General features: G+C 42.0%; 15 protein-coding genes. 13 read left to right on the forward strand and 2 right to left on the reverse strand.

The genetic code is table 11. The features are described 5' to 3' along the window. Positions 1-24: 24 nt before the first annotated feature. The 13 genes from ACVCDT_RS15460 (at position 25) to tilS (ending at position 16565) form a co-directional block, all read left to right on the forward strand. A complete protein-coding gene (locus tag ACVCDT_RS15460; RefSeq protein ID WP_447133693.1) occupies positions 25-888 on the forward strand; it encodes a phosphatidate cytidylyltransferase in 864 nt (287 codons plus the stop codon). Beyond that, entirely contained in the window at positions 888-2096 is a 1209-nt protein-coding gene (gene ispC / locus ACVCDT_RS15465) for a 1-deoxy-D-xylulose-5-phosphate reductoisomerase (RefSeq protein ID WP_447133694.1), read from the forward strand. Before ACVCDT_RS15460 ends, ispC begins: the two co-directional genes overlap by 1 nt. Beyond that, the gene (gene rseP, locus ACVCDT_RS15470; RefSeq protein ID WP_447133695.1) at positions 2093-3442 is read left to right on the forward strand and encodes a sigma E protease regulator RseP; all 1350 of its coding nucleotides are present in this window, start codon (positions 2093-2095) and stop codon (positions 3440-3442) included. Before ispC ends, rseP begins: the two co-directional genes overlap by 4 nt. Before the next feature lie 61 nt (positions 3443-3503). Further along, positions 3504-5981 (forward strand): outer membrane protein assembly factor BamA, encoded by a 2478-nt coding sequence (bamA, locus tag ACVCDT_RS15475; protein ID WP_447133696.1) that lies wholly within the window; start codon positions 3504-3506, stop codon positions 5979-5981. Positions 5982-6032: 51 nt separating this feature from the next. Beyond that, entirely contained in the window at positions 6033-6548 is a 516-nt protein-coding gene (locus tag ACVCDT_RS15480) for an OmpH/Skp family outer membrane protein (RefSeq protein WP_447133697.1), read from the forward strand. Positions 6549-6577: 29 nt separating this feature from the next. Continuing rightward, positions 6578-7612, forward strand: coding sequence for a UDP-3-O-(3-hydroxymyristoyl)glucosamine N-acyltransferase (lpxD, locus tag ACVCDT_RS15485; RefSeq protein WP_447133698.1), 1035 nt, complete (start codon positions 6578-6580; stop codon positions 7610-7612). A gap of 42 nt (positions 7613-7654) precedes the next feature. After that, complete coding sequence (gene fabZ, locus ACVCDT_RS15490; RefSeq protein ID WP_447133699.1) at positions 7655-8101, forward strand: 3-hydroxyacyl-ACP dehydratase FabZ; 447 nt, start codon at positions 7655-7657, stop codon at positions 8099-8101. Positions 8102-8104: 3 nt separating this feature from the next. Beyond that, entirely contained in the window at positions 8105-8872 is a 768-nt protein-coding gene (gene lpxA, locus ACVCDT_RS15495; RefSeq protein ID WP_447133700.1) for an acyl-ACP--UDP-N-acetylglucosamine O-acyltransferase, read from the forward strand. 3 nt (positions 8873-8875) lie between these two features. Beyond that, positions 8876-10033 (forward strand): lipid-A-disaccharide synthase, encoded by a 1158-nt coding sequence (lpxB, locus tag ACVCDT_RS15500; RefSeq protein ID WP_447133701.1) that lies wholly within the window; start codon positions 8876-8878, stop codon positions 10031-10033. Beyond that, a complete protein-coding gene (rnhB, locus tag ACVCDT_RS15505; RefSeq protein WP_447133702.1) occupies positions 10033-10626 on the forward strand; it encodes a ribonuclease HII in 594 nt (197 codons plus the stop codon). Before lpxB ends, rnhB begins: the two co-directional genes overlap by 1 nt. A 66-nt stretch (positions 10627-10692) precedes the next feature. Beyond that, positions 10693-14112 carry a DNA polymerase III subunit alpha gene (gene dnaE / locus ACVCDT_RS15510; protein WP_447133708.1) on the forward strand — a complete coding sequence of 1140 codons (3420 nt, stop codon included), beginning with the start codon at positions 10693-10695 and terminating at the stop codon, positions 14110-14112. Between the two features lie 34 nt (positions 14113-14146). Beyond that, positions 14147-15103, forward strand: a complete 957-nt coding sequence (gene accA, locus ACVCDT_RS15515) for an acetyl-CoA carboxylase carboxyl transferase subunit alpha (protein WP_447133703.1) — start codon at positions 14147-14149, stop codon at positions 15101-15103. A 103-nt stretch (positions 15104-15206) separates the two neighbouring features. Beyond that, on the forward strand, positions 15207-16565 hold the full coding sequence (gene tilS / locus ACVCDT_RS15520; RefSeq protein ID WP_447133704.1) for a tRNA lysidine(34) synthetase TilS: 1359 nt from the start codon (positions 15207-15209) through the stop codon (positions 16563-16565). Positions 16566-16572: 7 nt separating this feature from the next. On the opposite strand, the gene ACVCDT_RS15525 is transcribed toward tilS, so the two are convergent. Together ACVCDT_RS15525 and ACVCDT_RS15530 are read right to left on the reverse strand one after the other, a co-directional pair. After that, the gene (locus ACVCDT_RS15525; RefSeq protein WP_447133705.1) at positions 16573-17175 is read right to left on the reverse strand and encodes a DUF6445 family protein; all 603 of its coding nucleotides are present in this window, start codon (positions 17173-17175) and stop codon (positions 16573-16575) included. A 603-nt stretch (positions 17176-17778) separates the two neighbouring features. Next, complete coding sequence (locus ACVCDT_RS15530) at positions 17779-18039, reverse strand: hypothetical protein (protein ID WP_447133706.1); 261 nt, start codon at positions 18037-18039, stop codon at positions 17779-17781. Between the last annotated feature and the right edge of the window lie 259 nt (positions 18040-18298).

The following is an 18298-nucleotide window of genomic DNA, read 5'->3' on the forward strand; positions in this document are numbered from 1 at the left end:
ACACACTTTAACCAAGGAGCTTTTGTGTTAAAACAACGAATTATCACAGCGCTTATCTTGGCTCCTTTGGCGCTTTTTGCCATTTTATATATGCCACTTATGGCGTTTCAAATTACCATAGCTATTGTCATGGGCTTAGGCGCATGGGAATGGTCCAGCATGTCTGGTATTACTCGCACTTTTACTAAATCAGCTTATGCAGGTTTAGTCACAGCGGTTTGTTTATTTTTAACCTATTTATTGCCAACAGATTTAATTTGGTATCAAGGTCAACTAAACAGTTTGTATAGCTATATTTTAGGCGTTGCCGCCATTTGGTGGGTGATTTCCTTTGCTATGATTTTGGCTTATCCCAAATACACCTCTGTGTGGTACACCAGCAAATCATTACGCGGTATCTTTGGCTTTTTAACCCTGATCCCAACTTGGGTTGCAGTAATTAGCCTACGCACCAGTCTTTATGATGTTGATCCTTACTACGGCGCGTCCTTAATATTTTATGTGTTAGGCATAGTTTGGGCGGCCGACATAGGCGCATTTTTTGTTGGGGTGAAATTTGGTAAACACAAATTACGTCCTCGTGTCTCGCCAGGTAAAACCTACGAAGGTTTAATGGGCGGGATTTTTGCTTCTTCAGCTATCATTGCTTTTGCTGCTTTACATTATCAGGTCGAGCCTTCGCGGATCTGGCTGCACATATTAGTTGGCGCATTAACTGTTGGAGTGTCGGCGCTAGGCGATTTAAACGAAAGCATGTTTAAACGTTGTGCTGGCATTAAAGACAGTGGCACCTTGTTGCCAGGTCATGGCGGCATAATGGATAGAATTGATAGCTTAACTGCTGCCTTTCCAGTCTTTGCATTTTGTTATGTGATGTGGATGGCCTAATGCAAAATGTGAGTATTTTAGGTGCCACAGGATCAATAGGTAAAAGTACTATTGATGTTATTTGTCGGCATCCTGAACTATTTAATGTTTATGCATTAACTGCTAATAGCAACCTCGAATTACTGCTAGCTCAAGCTAAACAATGCCAACCTCAATACGTAGTAGTGGCAGACCCTGCATTATTTTTAGAGGCAAAACAGCGCTTCAGCCAAGCCCAATTATCTTGCACTTTGCTATCTGGAGTAGAAGGGCTAGAACAAGTGGCCAGTGCCGAGCAAGTAGATGTGGTTATGGCTGCCATAGTGGGGGCGGCGGGATTGCTGCCTACCTTAGCAGCGGTTAAAGCCGGCAAAAAAGTACTGTTAGCAAACAAAGAAGCCTTAGTGATGTCGGGTGACTTGTTTATTCAAGCGGCCAATCAATCACGGGCACAACTTTTACCCATAGACAGTGAGCACAATGCGATTTTTCAGTGCTTACCGGCAGATTTTCAATACGGGCAGTTAGCCGATTCTGGGATCAGTAAAATTTTATTAACTGGCTCAGGTGGCCCGTTTTTAACTAAACCTTTAGAAGAATTAGCTCAGGTTACGCCCGAGCAAGCTTGCGCTCATCCTAACTGGGATATGGGGCGTAAGATTTCGGTAGACTCTGCCACTATGATGAATAAAGGCTTGGAGTTTATCGAGGCTAAGTGGTTATTTGGTCTAGCATCATCTGATATTCAAGTGGTATTACACCCACAAAGTATGATCCATTCAATGGTGCAATATGTGGATGGTTCGGTTTTGGCGCAGATGGGTAATCCCGACATGCGTACGCCCATAGCTCATGCATTGGCTTATCCCCAACGTATCGATTCTGGTGTGGCACCACTAGATTTTGCCAGCTTAGCCGACTTTAGCTTTACTGAGCCAGACCAAGCCCGTTATCCCAATTTACATTTGGCGCAACAAGCCAGTGATGCCGGACAATACGCCACTACTACTTTAAATGCAGCCAACGAAGTGGCGGTAGAAGCCTTTTTACAAGGGCAAATAGGTTTTATGCAAATTGCTCAAGCTAATCAAGAGTGTATGCAACAAACCCAATCACATACATTAACTTGCTTAGAATCCATACTTGAAAGTGATCGTTTGGCACGTAGTCGCACCCAAAGCATTATTGCAAAGTTTAATCAAACTCAGCCCCAGCGAGCCATGTTGTGAGTATATTAATTAACCTAGTGTCTTTTATTGTGGCCTTAGGAATATTAGTGGCCGTGCACGAATGGGGGCATTTTTGGGTCGCTAGGCGCTGCGGAGTGAAAGTTCAACGTTTTTCAATTGGCTTTGGTAAGGCCCTTTGGTCGCGCACTGATAAGCTTGGAACAGAATATGTAATAGCTGCTATTCCTTTGGGCGGCTATGTAAAAATGTTAGATGAAAGAGTTGATGAGGCCGATGAGCAAGATTTACCTCAAGCATTTAACCGCCAACCTGTATTAAAGCGTATTGCCATCATAGCAGCAGGGCCAGGAGTGAATTTTCTTTTTGCTATTTTTGCTTTGTTTGTTATGTACAGCATAGGCGTAGACACCATCAAACCTGTAGTGGGAAAGGTTGAAGCAGAGAGCATTTTTAGCCAAGCCAATCTGCCAGAACAAGCCACCCTTACTCAAATTGGCGAACGTCGCGTAGTAGACTGGGAAGATGTCGCCTATGAATTAATGGCACACATTGGTAACCAGCATATGCAGGTTAAATGGCAAAACCCTAATACTCAATATGAAAAAACTGCCATTTTAGATATTAGCAATTGGCAGTTTGACCCAGATAAAAGCTCGGTTTTTGCCAGTTTGGGTTTAACCCCTTACCGTCCTGAAATTTTACCAGTTTTAGGTTTTGTAGAAAAAGATTCGGCTGCAGACAAGCTTGGATTGCAAGCAAATGATAAAATTCTGCGATTCGATGGAACTAGTATGCAAGATTGGGAACAAATAGTGGGTTATGTTACCGCTAGACCTAATCAAGAAGTACAAGTTGAAGTGCTAAGAAACGAGCAAGTTATCAGCTTAGATGGGCAGATTGGTAGTAAAGAGGTAGCAGGCCAAATAAAAGGTTATATGGGGTTTGTGCCCACTTTTGCAGCTTGGCCAGAAAGCATGTTGCTAGTGCATAAATATGGTGTGCTTTCAGCAACCAGCAAAGCCATAGACAAAACTTGGCGGTTAATGACGCTAAGTGTACAAATGTTAGGAAAGTTGTTTACCGGTGATGTTTCGGTCAAAAATTTGAGTGGACCCATTGCCATAGCACAAGGAGCAGGTACCAGTGCAAGCTCAGGTTTAGTGTATTTTTTAGGCTTTTTAGCATTAATTAGCGTGAATTTAGGCATTATTAACCTTTTACCGCTACCAGTACTTGATGGCGGGCACTTACTCTATTACTTTATAGAGCTTTTTAGTGGCCGCCCTGTTCCAGAATCAGTCCAACAAGTGGGCTTTAAAATCGGTGGCGTTGTGCTGCTGTTATTAATGAGCATCGCGATAGTAAATGATATTGCGCGTTTATAATTTTTATCGGTCGATGTGGCCATGTACTGCAGTAATGTGCAGTTAGGAAGAATGTTAATAAATGAAGTTTAAACAGTTAGTTGTTGCAGGATTCATACTATCCATTGCTAGCTTAGCAAAAGCAGCCCCCAAAAATGAATTTGTTGTTGAAGATATTCGTATTGAAGGATTACAACGTGTTGCTTTAGGGGCAGCGTTAACTTATTTACCCGTTACTGTCGGGGATGAGATGAACGCGTTTCGTATTGCTGGGTTAATTCGTTCCATGTATTCGTCTACGCACTTTGAAAATATTAAGGTTTTCAGAGACGGCAACACTTTGCTTATCCGTGTGACTGAGCGTCCGACTATTAGTAATATAGTGTTTGAAGACAACGACGATATTAAAGATGAGCAACTGCAACAAAGTTTAACTGATGCCAATATCATAGTAGGCGAGCCATTAGATAAAACCGTACTTACCTCAATTGAAAATGGCTTAAAAGATTTCTTCTATAGTATTGGTAAATACAATGCTGACGTGACTGCCATTATTACCCCTCTTCCAAGAAACCGGGTAGATTTGAAATTATTGTTTGAAGAAGGTGACTCGGCAAAAATCCAACAAATTAACTTAGTGGGTAACGATACTTTTAGTGATGCCGAATTGTTAGAGCAGGTTGAACTAAAATTCGATACTCCTTGGTGGGACTTTTTATCTGAAACTCGCTACCAGAAACAAACTTTAACTGGAGATATGGAAACCATCACCAGTTATTATAAAGATCGTGGTTATTTACGTTTTAATATAGATTCAACTCAAGTTTCTATGACCCCAGATAAAACCGGCATTTACATTACCTTAAATGTAAATGAAGGCGAGCAGTACACTATTTCTGATGTTGAATTAATTGGTGACCTTTTAGGTCACGAAGAATACATTAAAATGGTATTGCCACTTAAAGCCGGTGAAATGTATAACCAAGCAGAAGTCACCTACACAGAAGAGTTTATTAGTAAGTATTTAGGCCGCTATGGATATGCTTACCCTACAGTCTCGACTATTCCTGACGTAAATGAAGAAGATAAAACCGTTAAGTTAGTTTTGTCTGTTGATCCAGGTAAGCGAATTTACGTGCGTCGTATAAATTTTGCCGGCAATATCACCACAGCCGACGAAGTGTTACGCCAATCTGTGACGCAAATGGAAGGCTCTTGGTTGTCGAACAACTCATTGGAAATCTCTAAAAACAGCTTGTCGCGTTTGACCTATATGGAAAATGTCGACTTCGAAACTGTGCGTTTGCCAGGTGAAGAAGACAAAGTAGACGTAAACTTTACCGTTAAAGAGCAACCTTCTGGTGCCTTTAATGCGGGTATAGGTTACGGCGACCGCACTAAACTAAGCTTACAAGCCGGTATTCAACAAGATAACTTCTTAGGCACAGGTAAACGTATTGCTTTTAATATCAGTACAGTGTCATATCAAAAAAGTGTGCAGTTATCTTATACTGACCCTTACTTTACTATTGATGGTATTAGCTTAGGTGGATCGATTTCTTATAGTGAGTTTGACGGTAGTTCGGCTAACTTAATCCAATACAACAGTAAGCAATTTTCTGTTGGTAGCAACATTGGCTATCCAATAGATCAATACAACCGAATTAACTTTGGTTTAACTTTCAGCTCAGTTGAATTGTTCCAAAACCAACCTTTTGTACAAACTACACGATTTAATAACCAGTTTGTGGATGAAAACAATCCAGATGCCGCCATCAATTACGATAGCTTCTTAGCCTCTGTGGCTTGGTCACGTTCTACCCTTAACCGTGGGGTGTTCCCAACGGCTGGTTCGTCGCAACGTGCATCATTTGGTGTCACTACGCCTAATTCAGATGTTAATTATTTTAAAACTGAAATTGATGGTAAGTGGTACTTCCCGCTGTCTAGAAATCAACGCTGGTCATTCCTAGCCCGATTGAAAATGGGTTATGGTAATGGTTACGGTGATGCCGATGGCATAGACCAAATTTTACCTTTCACTCAGCACTTTACCGCTGGTGGTTCGGATACCCTTAGGGGCTTTGAAAACAACACTGTTGGTCCTCGTGGTGTTCAAGTTACCCCAACTTCTGTGGTGACTGACCCTAATGGTAATGTTATTTTAGGTGACAGCTCACAAGACAGTATTTCCATTTCTACTCGTTCTCTAGGCGGTAATGCCATGGTATTAGGCGGCATAGAGTTAATAGTGCCCACGCCTTTTGTTGAAGCTGATTTTGACAATTCTGTACGTACCAGTGTGTTTATTGACGCGGGTAATGTATGGGATACTGAGTTTGATTTTGATAGATATAAAAACTTAAAGGTTAATAATACCTATAATGACGACCAGTTAATCGATTATAGTGATCCTTCTCTCTATAGAGCTTCTGGTGGGGTTTCTGTACAATGGCTATCACCCATGGGACCTATGGTGTTTAGTTTCTCGAAAGTCATACAAGAGCGAGAAGGTGATGATTCTAAATTCTTCACCTTTAACATTGGTCAAACATTTTAAATTTTGGTCTACAAAAGATGGCCAACTAACAATAAGAAGTAGGAGTTCCTTTTGAAAAATTTTACTAAAAGTATCATTGCCGGTGCATTATTAAGTTCAGCAATGTTCAGTACAACTGCCATGGCAGAGCAAAAAATCGGTACGGTAAATGTACAAGGCATTTTCCAATCTATGCCTCAAGCTGCAGGTATCCAAGAAAAAATTGCTGCTGAGTTTAAAGACAGAACCGAAGAAGTTAGTCGTTTAGAAAAAGACATTAAGTATTACCTTGAAAAAAATCAACGTGATGCTGCGACTATGAGCAAAAAAGAAAAAGAAGAGCTTGAAGCTAAAATCATTGGTTTACGTGACGAGTACACAGGTAAAGCTCAGCCTCTTCAACAAGAAATTCAAAAGCGTTTGCAAGAAGAGCAAAACAAATTGTTAGGCCTTATTAAGCAAGCCATTGATGCAGTTGCAGCTAAAGGTAACTATGATGTGATCATCAACGCTAACGCTGTAGCTTATATCAAAGCTGACATTGATGTGTCTAAGCAAGTTTTAGAGCAAGTTAGTAAAATAAACTAAGAAGCCTTAGCTGATATATTGGAGGCATTTTGAGTATCAAAATCAGTCTTGGGCAACTTGCTCAAAACATTGGCGCAGAATTGCATTTAGCCAAGGGTGATACGCAAGAAACCCCTATCAGTGGCTTATCGACCTTGGTTAAAGCTAACCAAGGTCAGCTTTCGTTTTTGTCTAACCCTAAATACAGTGGGCAATTGCAAAACACTCAGGCCCAAGCCGTTATTCTGCATCCTAACGAATTAGCCCATTGCCCCTGTTCTGCTTTAGTTATGGCCAATCCTTATGTGGGCTTTGCAAAAGCTGCGCAAATTTTGGATAGCACACCAGCCATGGCCAGTGAACTATCACCACTGGCAAGCATTGGGCAAAATGTGCAACTGGGTAACAATGTAAAAATTGCTGCGCATGCGGTTATTGAAGACAATGTGGTGTTAGGTGACAACGTACAAATTGGCCCAGGTTGTTTTGTAGGTAAAAGTGCCCGCTTAGGCGCCAATACAAAACTATGGGCAAATGTCAGCATTTATCACAATGTAGTTTTAGGTGATAACTGTTTAGTACAGGCTAATACTGTGATTGGCAGTGATGGCTTTGGTTATGCAAATGATCAAGGTAAATGGCTTAAAATACCGCAGTTAGGCAGTGTGATTATTGGCAATAATGTCGAAATTGGCGCCAGTACTACCATAGACAGAGGGGCTTTGGATAACACGGTTTTAGCCGACGGTGTGATTATCGATAATCAATGCCAAATTGCTCATAATGTCGAAATAGGCGAAAATACTGCTATGGCAGCTTGTTCTGTTATAGCCGGTAGCACAGTAATAGGTAAAAATTGTAGTATTGCAGGTTTAGTTGGCATTAACGGCCATATTACAGTCTGTGATAATGTGGTGTTTACCGGCATGACTATGGTAACCAAAAACATTAGCGAACCCGGTGTGTATTCATCAGGTATGCCAGCGTCAACCAACAAAGAATGGCGCAAAAATATGGTGACCTTGCGTAATATTACCAGTCTAAATCAGCGCGTTAAAATATTGGAAAAAAACCAGTCAAACTAAGGCAATCTGCCGTGATGACTGGTTAGTTTAGGAGAGCACCTTTTGGCTAACAGTTTAAACACACTAGAAATTGAAGATATCATGGAGTTATTACCTCACAGGTATCCATTTTTGCTAGTCGACAGAGTGACAGATTACACCTTAAATGAATCTATCACTGCATATAAAAACATTACCTTTAATGAGCCATGTTTTACTGGTCATTTTCCTGGAAAGCCAATTTTCCCAGGGGTGATGATCCTCGAAGCGCTGGCGCAAGTTGCGGGTGTATTGGGTTTTAAAACCGCAGGTAATTCTGATGATCTGTATTTATATGCAGGGATAGATAAAGCGCGATTTAAAATGCCAGTGGTACCTGGTGATCGCCTTGATATGCAAGTTCGATTAATCAAAGAACGTCGTGGTATTTGGAAGTTTCATGGGCTAGCCAGCGTAAATGGCCAAGACGCCTGTGAAGCAGAATTTATGTGTGCTATGAGGAAATTGTAAAAGGTGATCCATTCTACTGCGATTATTCATCCTACTGCCCAGTTGGGTAAAAATGTGTCTATTGGCCCTTTTTGTCTGATTGGTGAAGATGTCAGCATAGGGGATAACACTGTGCTTGAATCGCATGTGGTGGTGAAGGGTAAAACCAGCATAGGTAAAGGCAATCATATTTATCAATTCGCCTCTGTTGGCGAAGATTGCCAAGACAAAAAATATGCTGGTGAACCCACTGAATTGATCATTGGTGATAACAATATCATTCGAGAATGTGTGTCTATCCATCGTGGCACAGTGCAAGATCAAAGTGTGACTAAAATCGGTTCCAACAATCTACTGATGTGTTATGTGCATATAGCCCATGACTGTGTGATTGGCGATAATAGCATTTTAGCCACTGGCGCTACCTTAGCTGGGCATGTACATGTTGGCAATTGGGTGATTATGGGTGGGGTAACTGCAGCCCATCAATTTTGTCATATAGGCGACCATAGCTTTATTGGTGGCGGGGCTATAGTACTAGCCGACGTGCCACCTTTCATAATGTTAGGCAACGATAGCGTGCCTCGTGGTATTAACTCAGAAGGCTTAAGACGCAGAGGATTTGCCAGCGACACTATTATGCAAATTAAACGTGGTTATAAAATTCTCTATCGCAATGGTAATCGAGCTGCTGAAGCGGTAGAAAAACTCAATGAATTAGCTGTGCAAACCCCAGAAGTTAAATCTTTGGCCGACTTTGTGGCTAACTCTTCGCGGGGAATTGTACGCTAACTCATGAGCGACAAACCACTGAAGGTCGGGATAGTAGCGGGTGAAACCTCTGGTGATATTCTCGCTGCTGGCCTAATCAAACAATTCAAAAAACACTATCCTAATGCTCAGTTTGTAGGTATAGCCGGACCAAAAATGCAGGCTCAAGGCTGCGACAGTCTGTTCGACATGGAAGAGCTATCGGTGATGGGGTTAGTGGAAGTCTTATCTCGAATTCGTCGATTGTTCTATGTACGCAAAACCTTGCTCGAGTATTTTATAGAAAATCCCCCCGATGTGTTTATTGGGGTTGATGCCCCAGATTTTAATTTAACCCTAGAATTAAACCTAAAAAAACGCGGCATAAAGACTGTGCATTATGTCAGTCCAACAGTATGGGCATGGCGAGAAAAGCGTATTTTCAAAATAGCTAAAGCAACTAACCTAGTGTTGAGTATCTTGCCATTTGAAAAAGCCGTTTACGACAAACATCAATTGCCCTGTGCCTATGTAGGGCACACTATGGCCGATGACATTGCTTTGCAGCCTTGTCAAAAAAGCGCGCGTCAGGCCTTAAAAGTGGCTGAAAACGGTCCAGTATTAGCTGTGTTGCCCGGTAGCCGAAAACGCGAAGTCGACAGCTTACTTGGGGTGTTTATTCAGTCTTGCGAACTGTTAGTTAAAGATATTCCGCAGTTAAAAATATTGATCCCTGTGGTCAACCGCCAGCGTAAAGCCCAAGTTGACGACTATTTGGCCCAGCATAAACCAAAGTTAGATATACAAATTGTGATTGGTCATGCACGTGATGTGATGATTGCTTCTGATGCGGTGTTATTGGCCTCAGGCACAGCAACCTTAGAAGCCATGTTATGTAAAAGAAATATGGTCAGCGCTTATAAGTTAAGTGCGATAACCTATCAAATGATGAAATGGTTATATAAAGCTAAATATTTTTCTTTACCTAATTTGTTGGCCAATGAGAAATTGATCCCAGAATTATTACAAGATGAAGTACAAGCCGAAAATATTAGTCGCTTGTTATTGCCTATGCTGCAAAATAAAGCCGCACCAGAGCAGCAAGCCTTAATTAAAAAGTTTGAGGCAATTCATCTTACCCTTAAAAAAGACGCAGACGCACAAGCGGCCTTGGCTGTCGCCCAGTTAATAGAAGCATCATAATGAATAAACTTGTGGCAGGAGTAGACGAAGTAGGGCGCGGACCTTTAGTAGGAGACGTAGTGACCGCTGCTGTGATACTCGATCCAAATGTCAGCATTCAAGGTTTGGCAGACTCAAAAAAGCTATCAGAAAAAAAACGTGTACTGTTAGCCGAACAAATTAAGCAAAATGCATTAGCTTGGTCTATTGGCCGCGCAAGCCCACAAGAAATAGATCAATTAAATATTTTGCATGCCACTATGTTAGCTATGACGCGAGCGGTGCAAGGGTTAAGTCCACAACCTGATTATGTGAAGGTTGATGGTAATCGTTGCCCAGACTGGGATTACGCTAGCGAAGCTGTAGTTAAAGGCGATGGTTTGATTGCACAAATATCGGCGGCTTCTATTATTGCAAAAGTCACGCGCGATCAAGAAATGTTAAACCTAGATGCCCAATACCCAGAATATGGGTTTGCCAAGCACAAAGGTTATCCAACTGCCTTACACTTAGCCAAGTTAGCTGAGTTAGGGCCACTTGCGCAATATCGCATGAGTTTTAAACCCGTACAACAGGCGCTAGCAGCGCGTGATGGGCAATTAGCAGGGGCATAAATGTCAGATAATAATCACAACAACCTGGCAAAATTTGTACACCTAAGAGTGCACAGCGACTTTTCCATGTTAGATGGCTTAAATAAAGTCAAACCTATCATATCGCATGTAAAAAAATTAAACATGCCTGCAGTAGCCATCACAGATCAAATGAATATGTGTGGTTTGGTTAAGTTTTATAGTCAAGCCCACGACAACGGCATTAAGCCCATTATTGGGGTGGATTTTTGGGTACAAGGCGACGAATTACCCGATACTGTGTTTCGACTCACCCTATTAGCCATGAACAACGATGGCTATAAAAATATTACCTTGTTAATTTCAAAAGCCTATTTGCGTGGCAGTATTCAAAACAAAGCCGTAATAGATAAAGCTTGGTTAGTTGAACATGCTAAAGGTGTGTTAATTATATCTGGTGGCAAAGCTGGTGATTTAGGAATTCTGCTAACCAAGGGTAATATGGAGTTGGCAAAGTCTGCTTGTGATTTTTATCAGCAGCATTTTGCCGATAGATTTTATTTAGAATTAACCCGTACTGGCCGTGCCGGTGAAGAAGATTATTTACATCGCGCTGTAGAATGGGCAACAGAATATGACTTACCTGTAGTTGCCACTAACGAAGTCTGTTTTGTTGATAAAGCCGGTTTCGAAGCCCATGAAATTCGGGTGGCCATTCACGATGGTTTTACCCTGATTGATCCGCGCCGACCTAAAGAATACAGCGAGCAACAATACTTGCGTAGCAGTGAAGAAATGATCGAGCTGTTTGCGGATATTCCAGAAGCCATAGAAAACACCATAGAAATAGCCAAACGTTGTAATGTGACAGTGCAACTGGGTACCTACTTTTTGCCCGACTTTCCCACCGAAGGTATGCCAATCAATGACTATTTGGTAAAGGTATCGCGGGAAGGGTTAGAGCGTCGGTTAGCCTTTTTGTTTCCAGACGAAAAAGTCAGAGCCGAAAAACGCCCAGAATACGATGAAAGGCTAGAAATAGAACTTGGGGTAATTAACCAGATGGGTTTCCCTGGTTACTTCTTGATCGTAATGGAATTTATTCAATGGAGTAAAGATAACAATATTCCTGTTGGCCCAGGACGTGGTTCGGGTGCCGGTTCTTTGGTGGCCTATGCCTTAGATATTACCGATCTAGATCCACTAGAATACGATTTATTATTTGAGCGATTTTTGAACCCAGAGCGGGTTTCAATGCCAGATTTTGATGTCGATTTTTGTATGGACAGGCGCGATGAGGTAATAGATCACGTGGCCGACATGTATGGTCGTAATGCGGTATCTCAAATTATTACCTTTGGTACTATGGCGGCTAAAGCTGTAGTACGAGATGTTGGCCGCGTATTGGGCCATCCTTTTGGGTTTGTGGATAAAATTTCAAAGTTGATCCCCCCTACACCTGGCATGACACTGGAAAAAGCTTTTGTCGAAGAGCCCAGATTACAAGAACTCTATGATCAAGACGAAGAAGTCAAAGAGCTCATGGACATGTGTAGAATTTTAGAAGGGGTAACCCGTAACGCAGGTAAACACGCTGGGGGCGTGGTAATTGCGCCCGATAAAATTACCGATTTTGCACCGCTTTATTGTGATGATGAAGGTAAAAACCCGGTTACCCAATTTGATAAAAATGATGTAGAAACCGCTGGCCTAGTTAAATTCGACTTTTTGGGTTTGCGTACCCTAACCATTATTCAATGGGCCATAGACATGATCAAGTCAGGCAAAGGCATAGACGTTAACATTGCGGCTATTCCTCTGGTTGATCAAAAGTGCTTTAAATTATTACAAAACGCCGAAACCACGGCTGTGTTCCAGCTGGAATCACGTGGTATGAAAGAGCTGATAAAGCGCCTAAAACCTGATTGTTTTGAAGATATTATCGCTTTGGTTGCCTTGTTTAGACCCGGACCACTGCAGTCGGGCATGGTAGATAACTTTATTGATCGTAAACATGGCCGCGAAGAAGTCTCTTACCCAGATGCTGAATATCAACACGAATGTTTAAAAGACATATTACAGCCCACTTACGGCATTATTTTGTACCAAGAGCAAGTGATGCAGATTGCCCAGGTCATGTCGGGCTATAGCTTAGGTGGTGCCGATTTATTACGCCGGGCCATGGGTAAGAAAAAGCCCGAAGAAATGGAAAAGCAAAGGGGCTCGTTTGAAGCGGGAGCTAAAGAAAACGGCATAGATCCCGATCTGGCGATGAAAATATTCGACCTAGTAGAAAAGTTTGCGGGTTACGGTTTTAACAAATCTCACTCTGCAGCCTATGCCTTAGTGTCGTACCAAACTTTGTGGTTAAAAACCCATTATCCAGCCGAGTTTATGGCAGCGGTAATGTCGGCAGATATGGATAACACCGATAAAATCGTTACTTTAGTAGACGAATGTGAACGAATGGGCATTACCATTTTACCACCAGACGTTAACGCTGGTAATTATAAGTTTACCGTTAATGAGCACGGGCAAATTGTATATGGCATAGGGGCAATAAAAGGGGTGGGCGAAGGTCCTATAGAAGCCATAATTGCTGCCCGTGAAAAAGAAAAGTCATTTACCGATCTGTTTGATTTTTGTGCCAAAGTGGATTTAAAACGTATTAATAAGCGTGTCTTAGAAAAACTCGTATTAGCCGGCGCTTGCGATAACTTAGGTCCACATAGAGCGGCACTGATGGCGACTTTGCCTGATGCGTTAGCCGCAGCCGATCAACATGCTAAAGCCGAACTCTGTGGACAATCAGATATGTTTGGCTTACTTACCTCAGATCCTGATCAGGTCGAGCAAGCTTTTGCTGATGTACCAGTTTGGCCTGAAAAAACCTGGTTAGAAGGGGAAAAACAAACCCTAGGTTTGTATCTAACTGGCCACCCAATCAACCAGTATTTAAGCGAATTAAAACACTATGCGCCTTGTCGCTTGGTAGACTTAAAACCCACCAACAGAGATCAAGTGTCTGTGGCTGTGGGGTTAGTGGTAAGTGTGCGCACTATGACCAACAAAAGAGGTAAGCGTTGGTCATTAGTCACCTTAGACGATAAAAGTGCTAGAATAGACGTAAGATTTTTTCCAGATATGCTGGAGCAGTTCGAAGAATTGCTACAAAGCGATAGAATTTTAGTCATAACCGGACAGGTCAGCTTTGATGAATTCTCTGGCGGCAATACAATGTCGGCCCGCGATGCTATGGACTTGGTTCAAGCACGAGAAAAGAATGCTAAGGGATTACAGATTCAGTTAGAATCTAGCTGGTGTAATCAGGCGACAGTCGCTAAACTGCAAACAATTTTAGAGCCCTACCAAGGTGGTAGTTGCCCTGTACAGATCCATTACGTGCATCCAGATGCAAAAGTTGATCTTAGATTAGGTGCACAATGGTATGTGACACCACAAGATGAGTTATTATATGACTTACAACAACTTTTGGGTAAACCTCAGGTTGGACTGGAATTTCACTAGTGTGAAGCCGTGATTAAACAATATTAGGTGTGTAATGAGTGTAAATTTTTTAGAATTCGAAAAACCCATCGCCGAGTTAGAAGCGAAGATTGAAGAGTTACGACTAGTCAATCAAGGGGGAGAATTTGACATTAGTATCGAAGAAGAAATTACCAAGCTTCGAGAAAAAAGTGCCGAATTAAGCCGTAAAATCTTTGCCGATTTAGGTGCTTGGCAAGTATCACAATTAGCCAGACACCCCATGCGCCCTTATACATACGACTATATTGAACGTATGTGTACCGAATTTGACGAACTAGCTGGCGATCGCGCTTTTGCCGACGACAAAGCTATAGTAGGTGGTTTGGCCAAAATCGATGGTCAAGCCGTGATGATCATTGGCCATCAAAAAGGTCGTGATACTAAAGAAAAAATCAAACGTAACTTTGGTATGCCTAAACCTGAAGGATACCGTAAAGCCTTACGTTTAATGGAAATGGCCGAACGTTTTAATTTGCCTATAGTGACCTTTATTGACACCCCTGGCGCCTATCCTGGAGTTGGTGCTGAAGAGCGCGGTCAAAGTGAAGCTATTGCTAAAAACCTAAAAGTAATGGCTGGTTTAAAAGTACCCATTATTTGTACCGTTATTGGTGAAGGTGGTTCAGGTGGCGCTTTGGCTATAGGTGTTGGCGACCGAGTGAATATGTTGCAGTACAGTACTTATTCAGTAATTTCACCAGAAGGCTGTGCATCTATTTTATGGAAAAGCGCTGAGAAAGCCCCTTTAGCTGCAGAGGCTATGGGTGTAAGTGCAGGCAAAATTAAAGAGCTTGGATTGATCAATACTATAGTGGATGAACCTTTAGGTGGTGCACATAGAGATCACGACGGCATGGCAGCTAACCTAAAAGCCACCATCAAGTTACAATTATCTCAATTGGGCAGTTTATCTATTGAAGAGCTATTAGCCCAAAGATACGAAAGATTGATGTCTTTTGGTTATTGTTAAGGCATTGAGTATTGTATAGTTTAAGCCATCTTTATAGATGGCTTTTTTATTGCCCATGATTCATCTAAACAGTCACCCTATGGCACTATTAATTTAGGACCTTATGAGCTTACTTAACACCCTAGAGCAACACTTAGCTAGCCTCGCATTTGCTAACACTCAAGATGTAGTGGTGGCCTATAGTGGTGGGGTTGACTCACATGTGTTGTTACATGCTTTAGTTCAATTACAACAAAAGCACGGCTATTTGTGGCAACTTAGGGCTATTCATATTCATCATGGTTTAAGTCAGCACGCCGACTCATGGCAAGCTCATTGTCAGCAAGTATGCGAAGACTTAGCTGTTCCTTTGCAAACCGCCAAAGTAAAACTAGAGGTTAAATCAAGGCAAAGTTTAGAAGCCCTAGCCCGAGAAAAACGCTACCAAAAGCTTATTGAGTTGGCCCCAACTGCCAGCCAAATCCTATTAGGCCAGCATCAAGATGACCAGTTAGAAACTTTTATGTTGCAACTTAAACGTGGTGCAGGGCCCAAAGGGTTATCAGCCATGAATGCGAGTTGGCAGATAGACTCGCCAAAACCACTTGGCTTTTATCGCCCTTTGTTAGCCGTTAGCCAACAGCAAATTTTAGCTTATGCCCAAGCCCATGAATTAAGCTGGTGCGAAGACGAATCTAATCAAGACACCGAGTTTGATCGCAACTTTTTACGCCATCAGGTTTTACCATTGTTGATAAATCGCTGGCCTGAGTTAGCCAGTACAGTGTCGCGCAGCGCCAGCCTTTGTGCTGAGCAACAAACATTATTAGAAGAAAGTTGTGAAGAAAAGCTGCAACAGATGGGCGCCACGCAACAGGCCTTGCCTTGCCAAGCCTTGCTCGCGTTAAGTGATGCCTGGCTCAAGCAAGTGGTGCGCTATTGGTTGAGTAAACAAGGGGTAAGCAGCCCTTCACAAGCAGTATTAAATCGCTTAAAGCCCGAAGTATTAGCAGCCAAAGATGATGCTAAGCCAATTTTACAATGGCAAAATTGGCAATTTAGGCGCTTTCAACAAGCCTTGTATTTAGTTGAACTGCGCCCCCAAGCCGAGCCCTTTAATCTACTTTGGCAAGGAGAAGCGCAAGTAAGCCTGCCCAATGGATTAGGCCGATTAACTTTCACCTCATCTCAAAAGCTAACAGTTAAACCTAAAAGTGGTGTATGTATTAACCCTAAAAATGGGCCAATTAATATTCGATTGGGAGGCTTTAGCCTAAAGTTTAAGCCATTTGAAAATCAGCCATCTAAACCACTTAAGCAGTGGTTTAAAGAATGGAACATTCCCCCATGGCAACGTGAACAAGCCATATTGCTTGTACAAAATGAGCAACTACAAGGGCTTTGGTTAGCCCAACAATTTTGGCCCGCACATCAAAGCACAAGCCTTGATAATGCTTACTGGGTGCAATTAACTCAAAGTTAATTAGTTTTTATTGGTTGTTGTAAAAAAGTGGGTAGATAATTCTGCCATTTTCTACTGAGTCGCCAAACCCTGGGCCGGCATTGTGATAAAGCCAAGGGCGAAATAACACTAACCTGTTATATTTCATAGGCACATGCGAAGTAAGTTGCCAATGTTCAGCTTGAGTGCCTTTTAGTTTTAAATCATCCCAAAATTCTTGGTAGTTATTAAAACCACGCTCAGCCAGTTGTTCATTATTAAGTGGCGCGGTATCACTATTGCTGGCTTTATGTCTAAAAAAGTCAGTGCCACCTACACAGTCTTCATCTTTAGATAAATACAAAATGCCTGACCAATAACACTGATCTATATGCACCCCACCTTTACCCTCGTCACCAGCTAAAGCCAAGCGGAATTTGCCATGGCTATTGCCAGTCGCAGGGATTAAGTTTTCACCCACTATTTCGCTTACTAAGGCATCTAATCCTTCAACTAAAACAGGCGCCTGTGCATTGCGACCAGGAAAATAAGTTTGCTCTTCTGGCTGCGGGTAACTAGCCGCTAAGGCTTTAGCACGTAGCGCATCCGCCGCTTCTAAAAAGTCATCAATTACAACAAGTGAGTAATACATAATTCTACAATTTACCGATAAAAAACGCCGGTTATGATACTAACAAATAGCTCAGATAGGAAAGGGGAGAGTGGGAGATTAGGGGAATTTCAATTTATAGCTAGCGTTGAGTTTTTACTATTTTTATTTTAAAAACTGTAATTTAGAAGGAGCGTTAATATTGTTGGCGTGTATTGGCAGGTGACCCTCTTGTATTTTTTGTTAGCTGTCACACTTGGGAAAATAGAAGACTAATAGAACCAACAGCCGTCATTCCCAACTCGATTGGGGAGCTCTGCTTGGTGTCAATTGCGGTCACTTAGACTCTTACTTATAACTCCGTCATTGGAGCTTGTAGCAGATAGCGGTCATTGGGCTATTGTTCTAAAAGCATTCGCTTACGCTCACTGGCGTCCTGCCAGTTTTGTCTCGAATCCCTTCGAGCCAGTTACTTTTTCTTCAGCAGCAAAGAATAAAGTAACCAAAAAGATGCCGCCGCCGCTTAAAGTTCTTAACCGTAAAAAATGGCTTATTTTAGGGTCGCGAAATATCGTTCCCTCCGGATTTCACTCAAATGGCGTCCATGCCATTTGCCCCTAAAATAAACCATTTTTTGCTGAAACTTTAAAGGCGGTAAGGAAGTGGCGGAGCCACTAAAAACAAAGTGTTATCGGCGCAGTCGATGGGGTCAGTTCTGAACAATTCTATTTTGTGCACAACAGGCTCACCCAAGTCGTAATCAGTGATTTCAATGACTCGGCATAGCGAGGGAGTTTGCTGCACAGGTAAAGCTTCTCCTGTTCCAGCCAGATGATGTTCAGTTTGCTTTCTGTTAGTGTATGATTTACAAATTGTTTTTTGATATTTATTAGTGTGGCGATACATGGCTATCTCCTACCTTGCAAGGTAGCATAGCTTGCAAGGTCTCACTAATAACCTGTTATGTGGCTACTACCTCAAAGGAACAAATTGTTCAGTAACCAAAAAAACTGTACAACACACAGGAGTCGAAATTATGCATTACATACTTTTCTATGAATACGCCCCTGATTATCTAGAGCGCCGAGGCGACTTTCGAGATCAGCATATGGCTCTAGCGAAAGCCTCAATAGATCGAGGTGATTTTTTTCTTGGGGGTGCTTTT

Source organism: Paraglaciecola aestuariivivens (genome assembly GCF_052983255.1).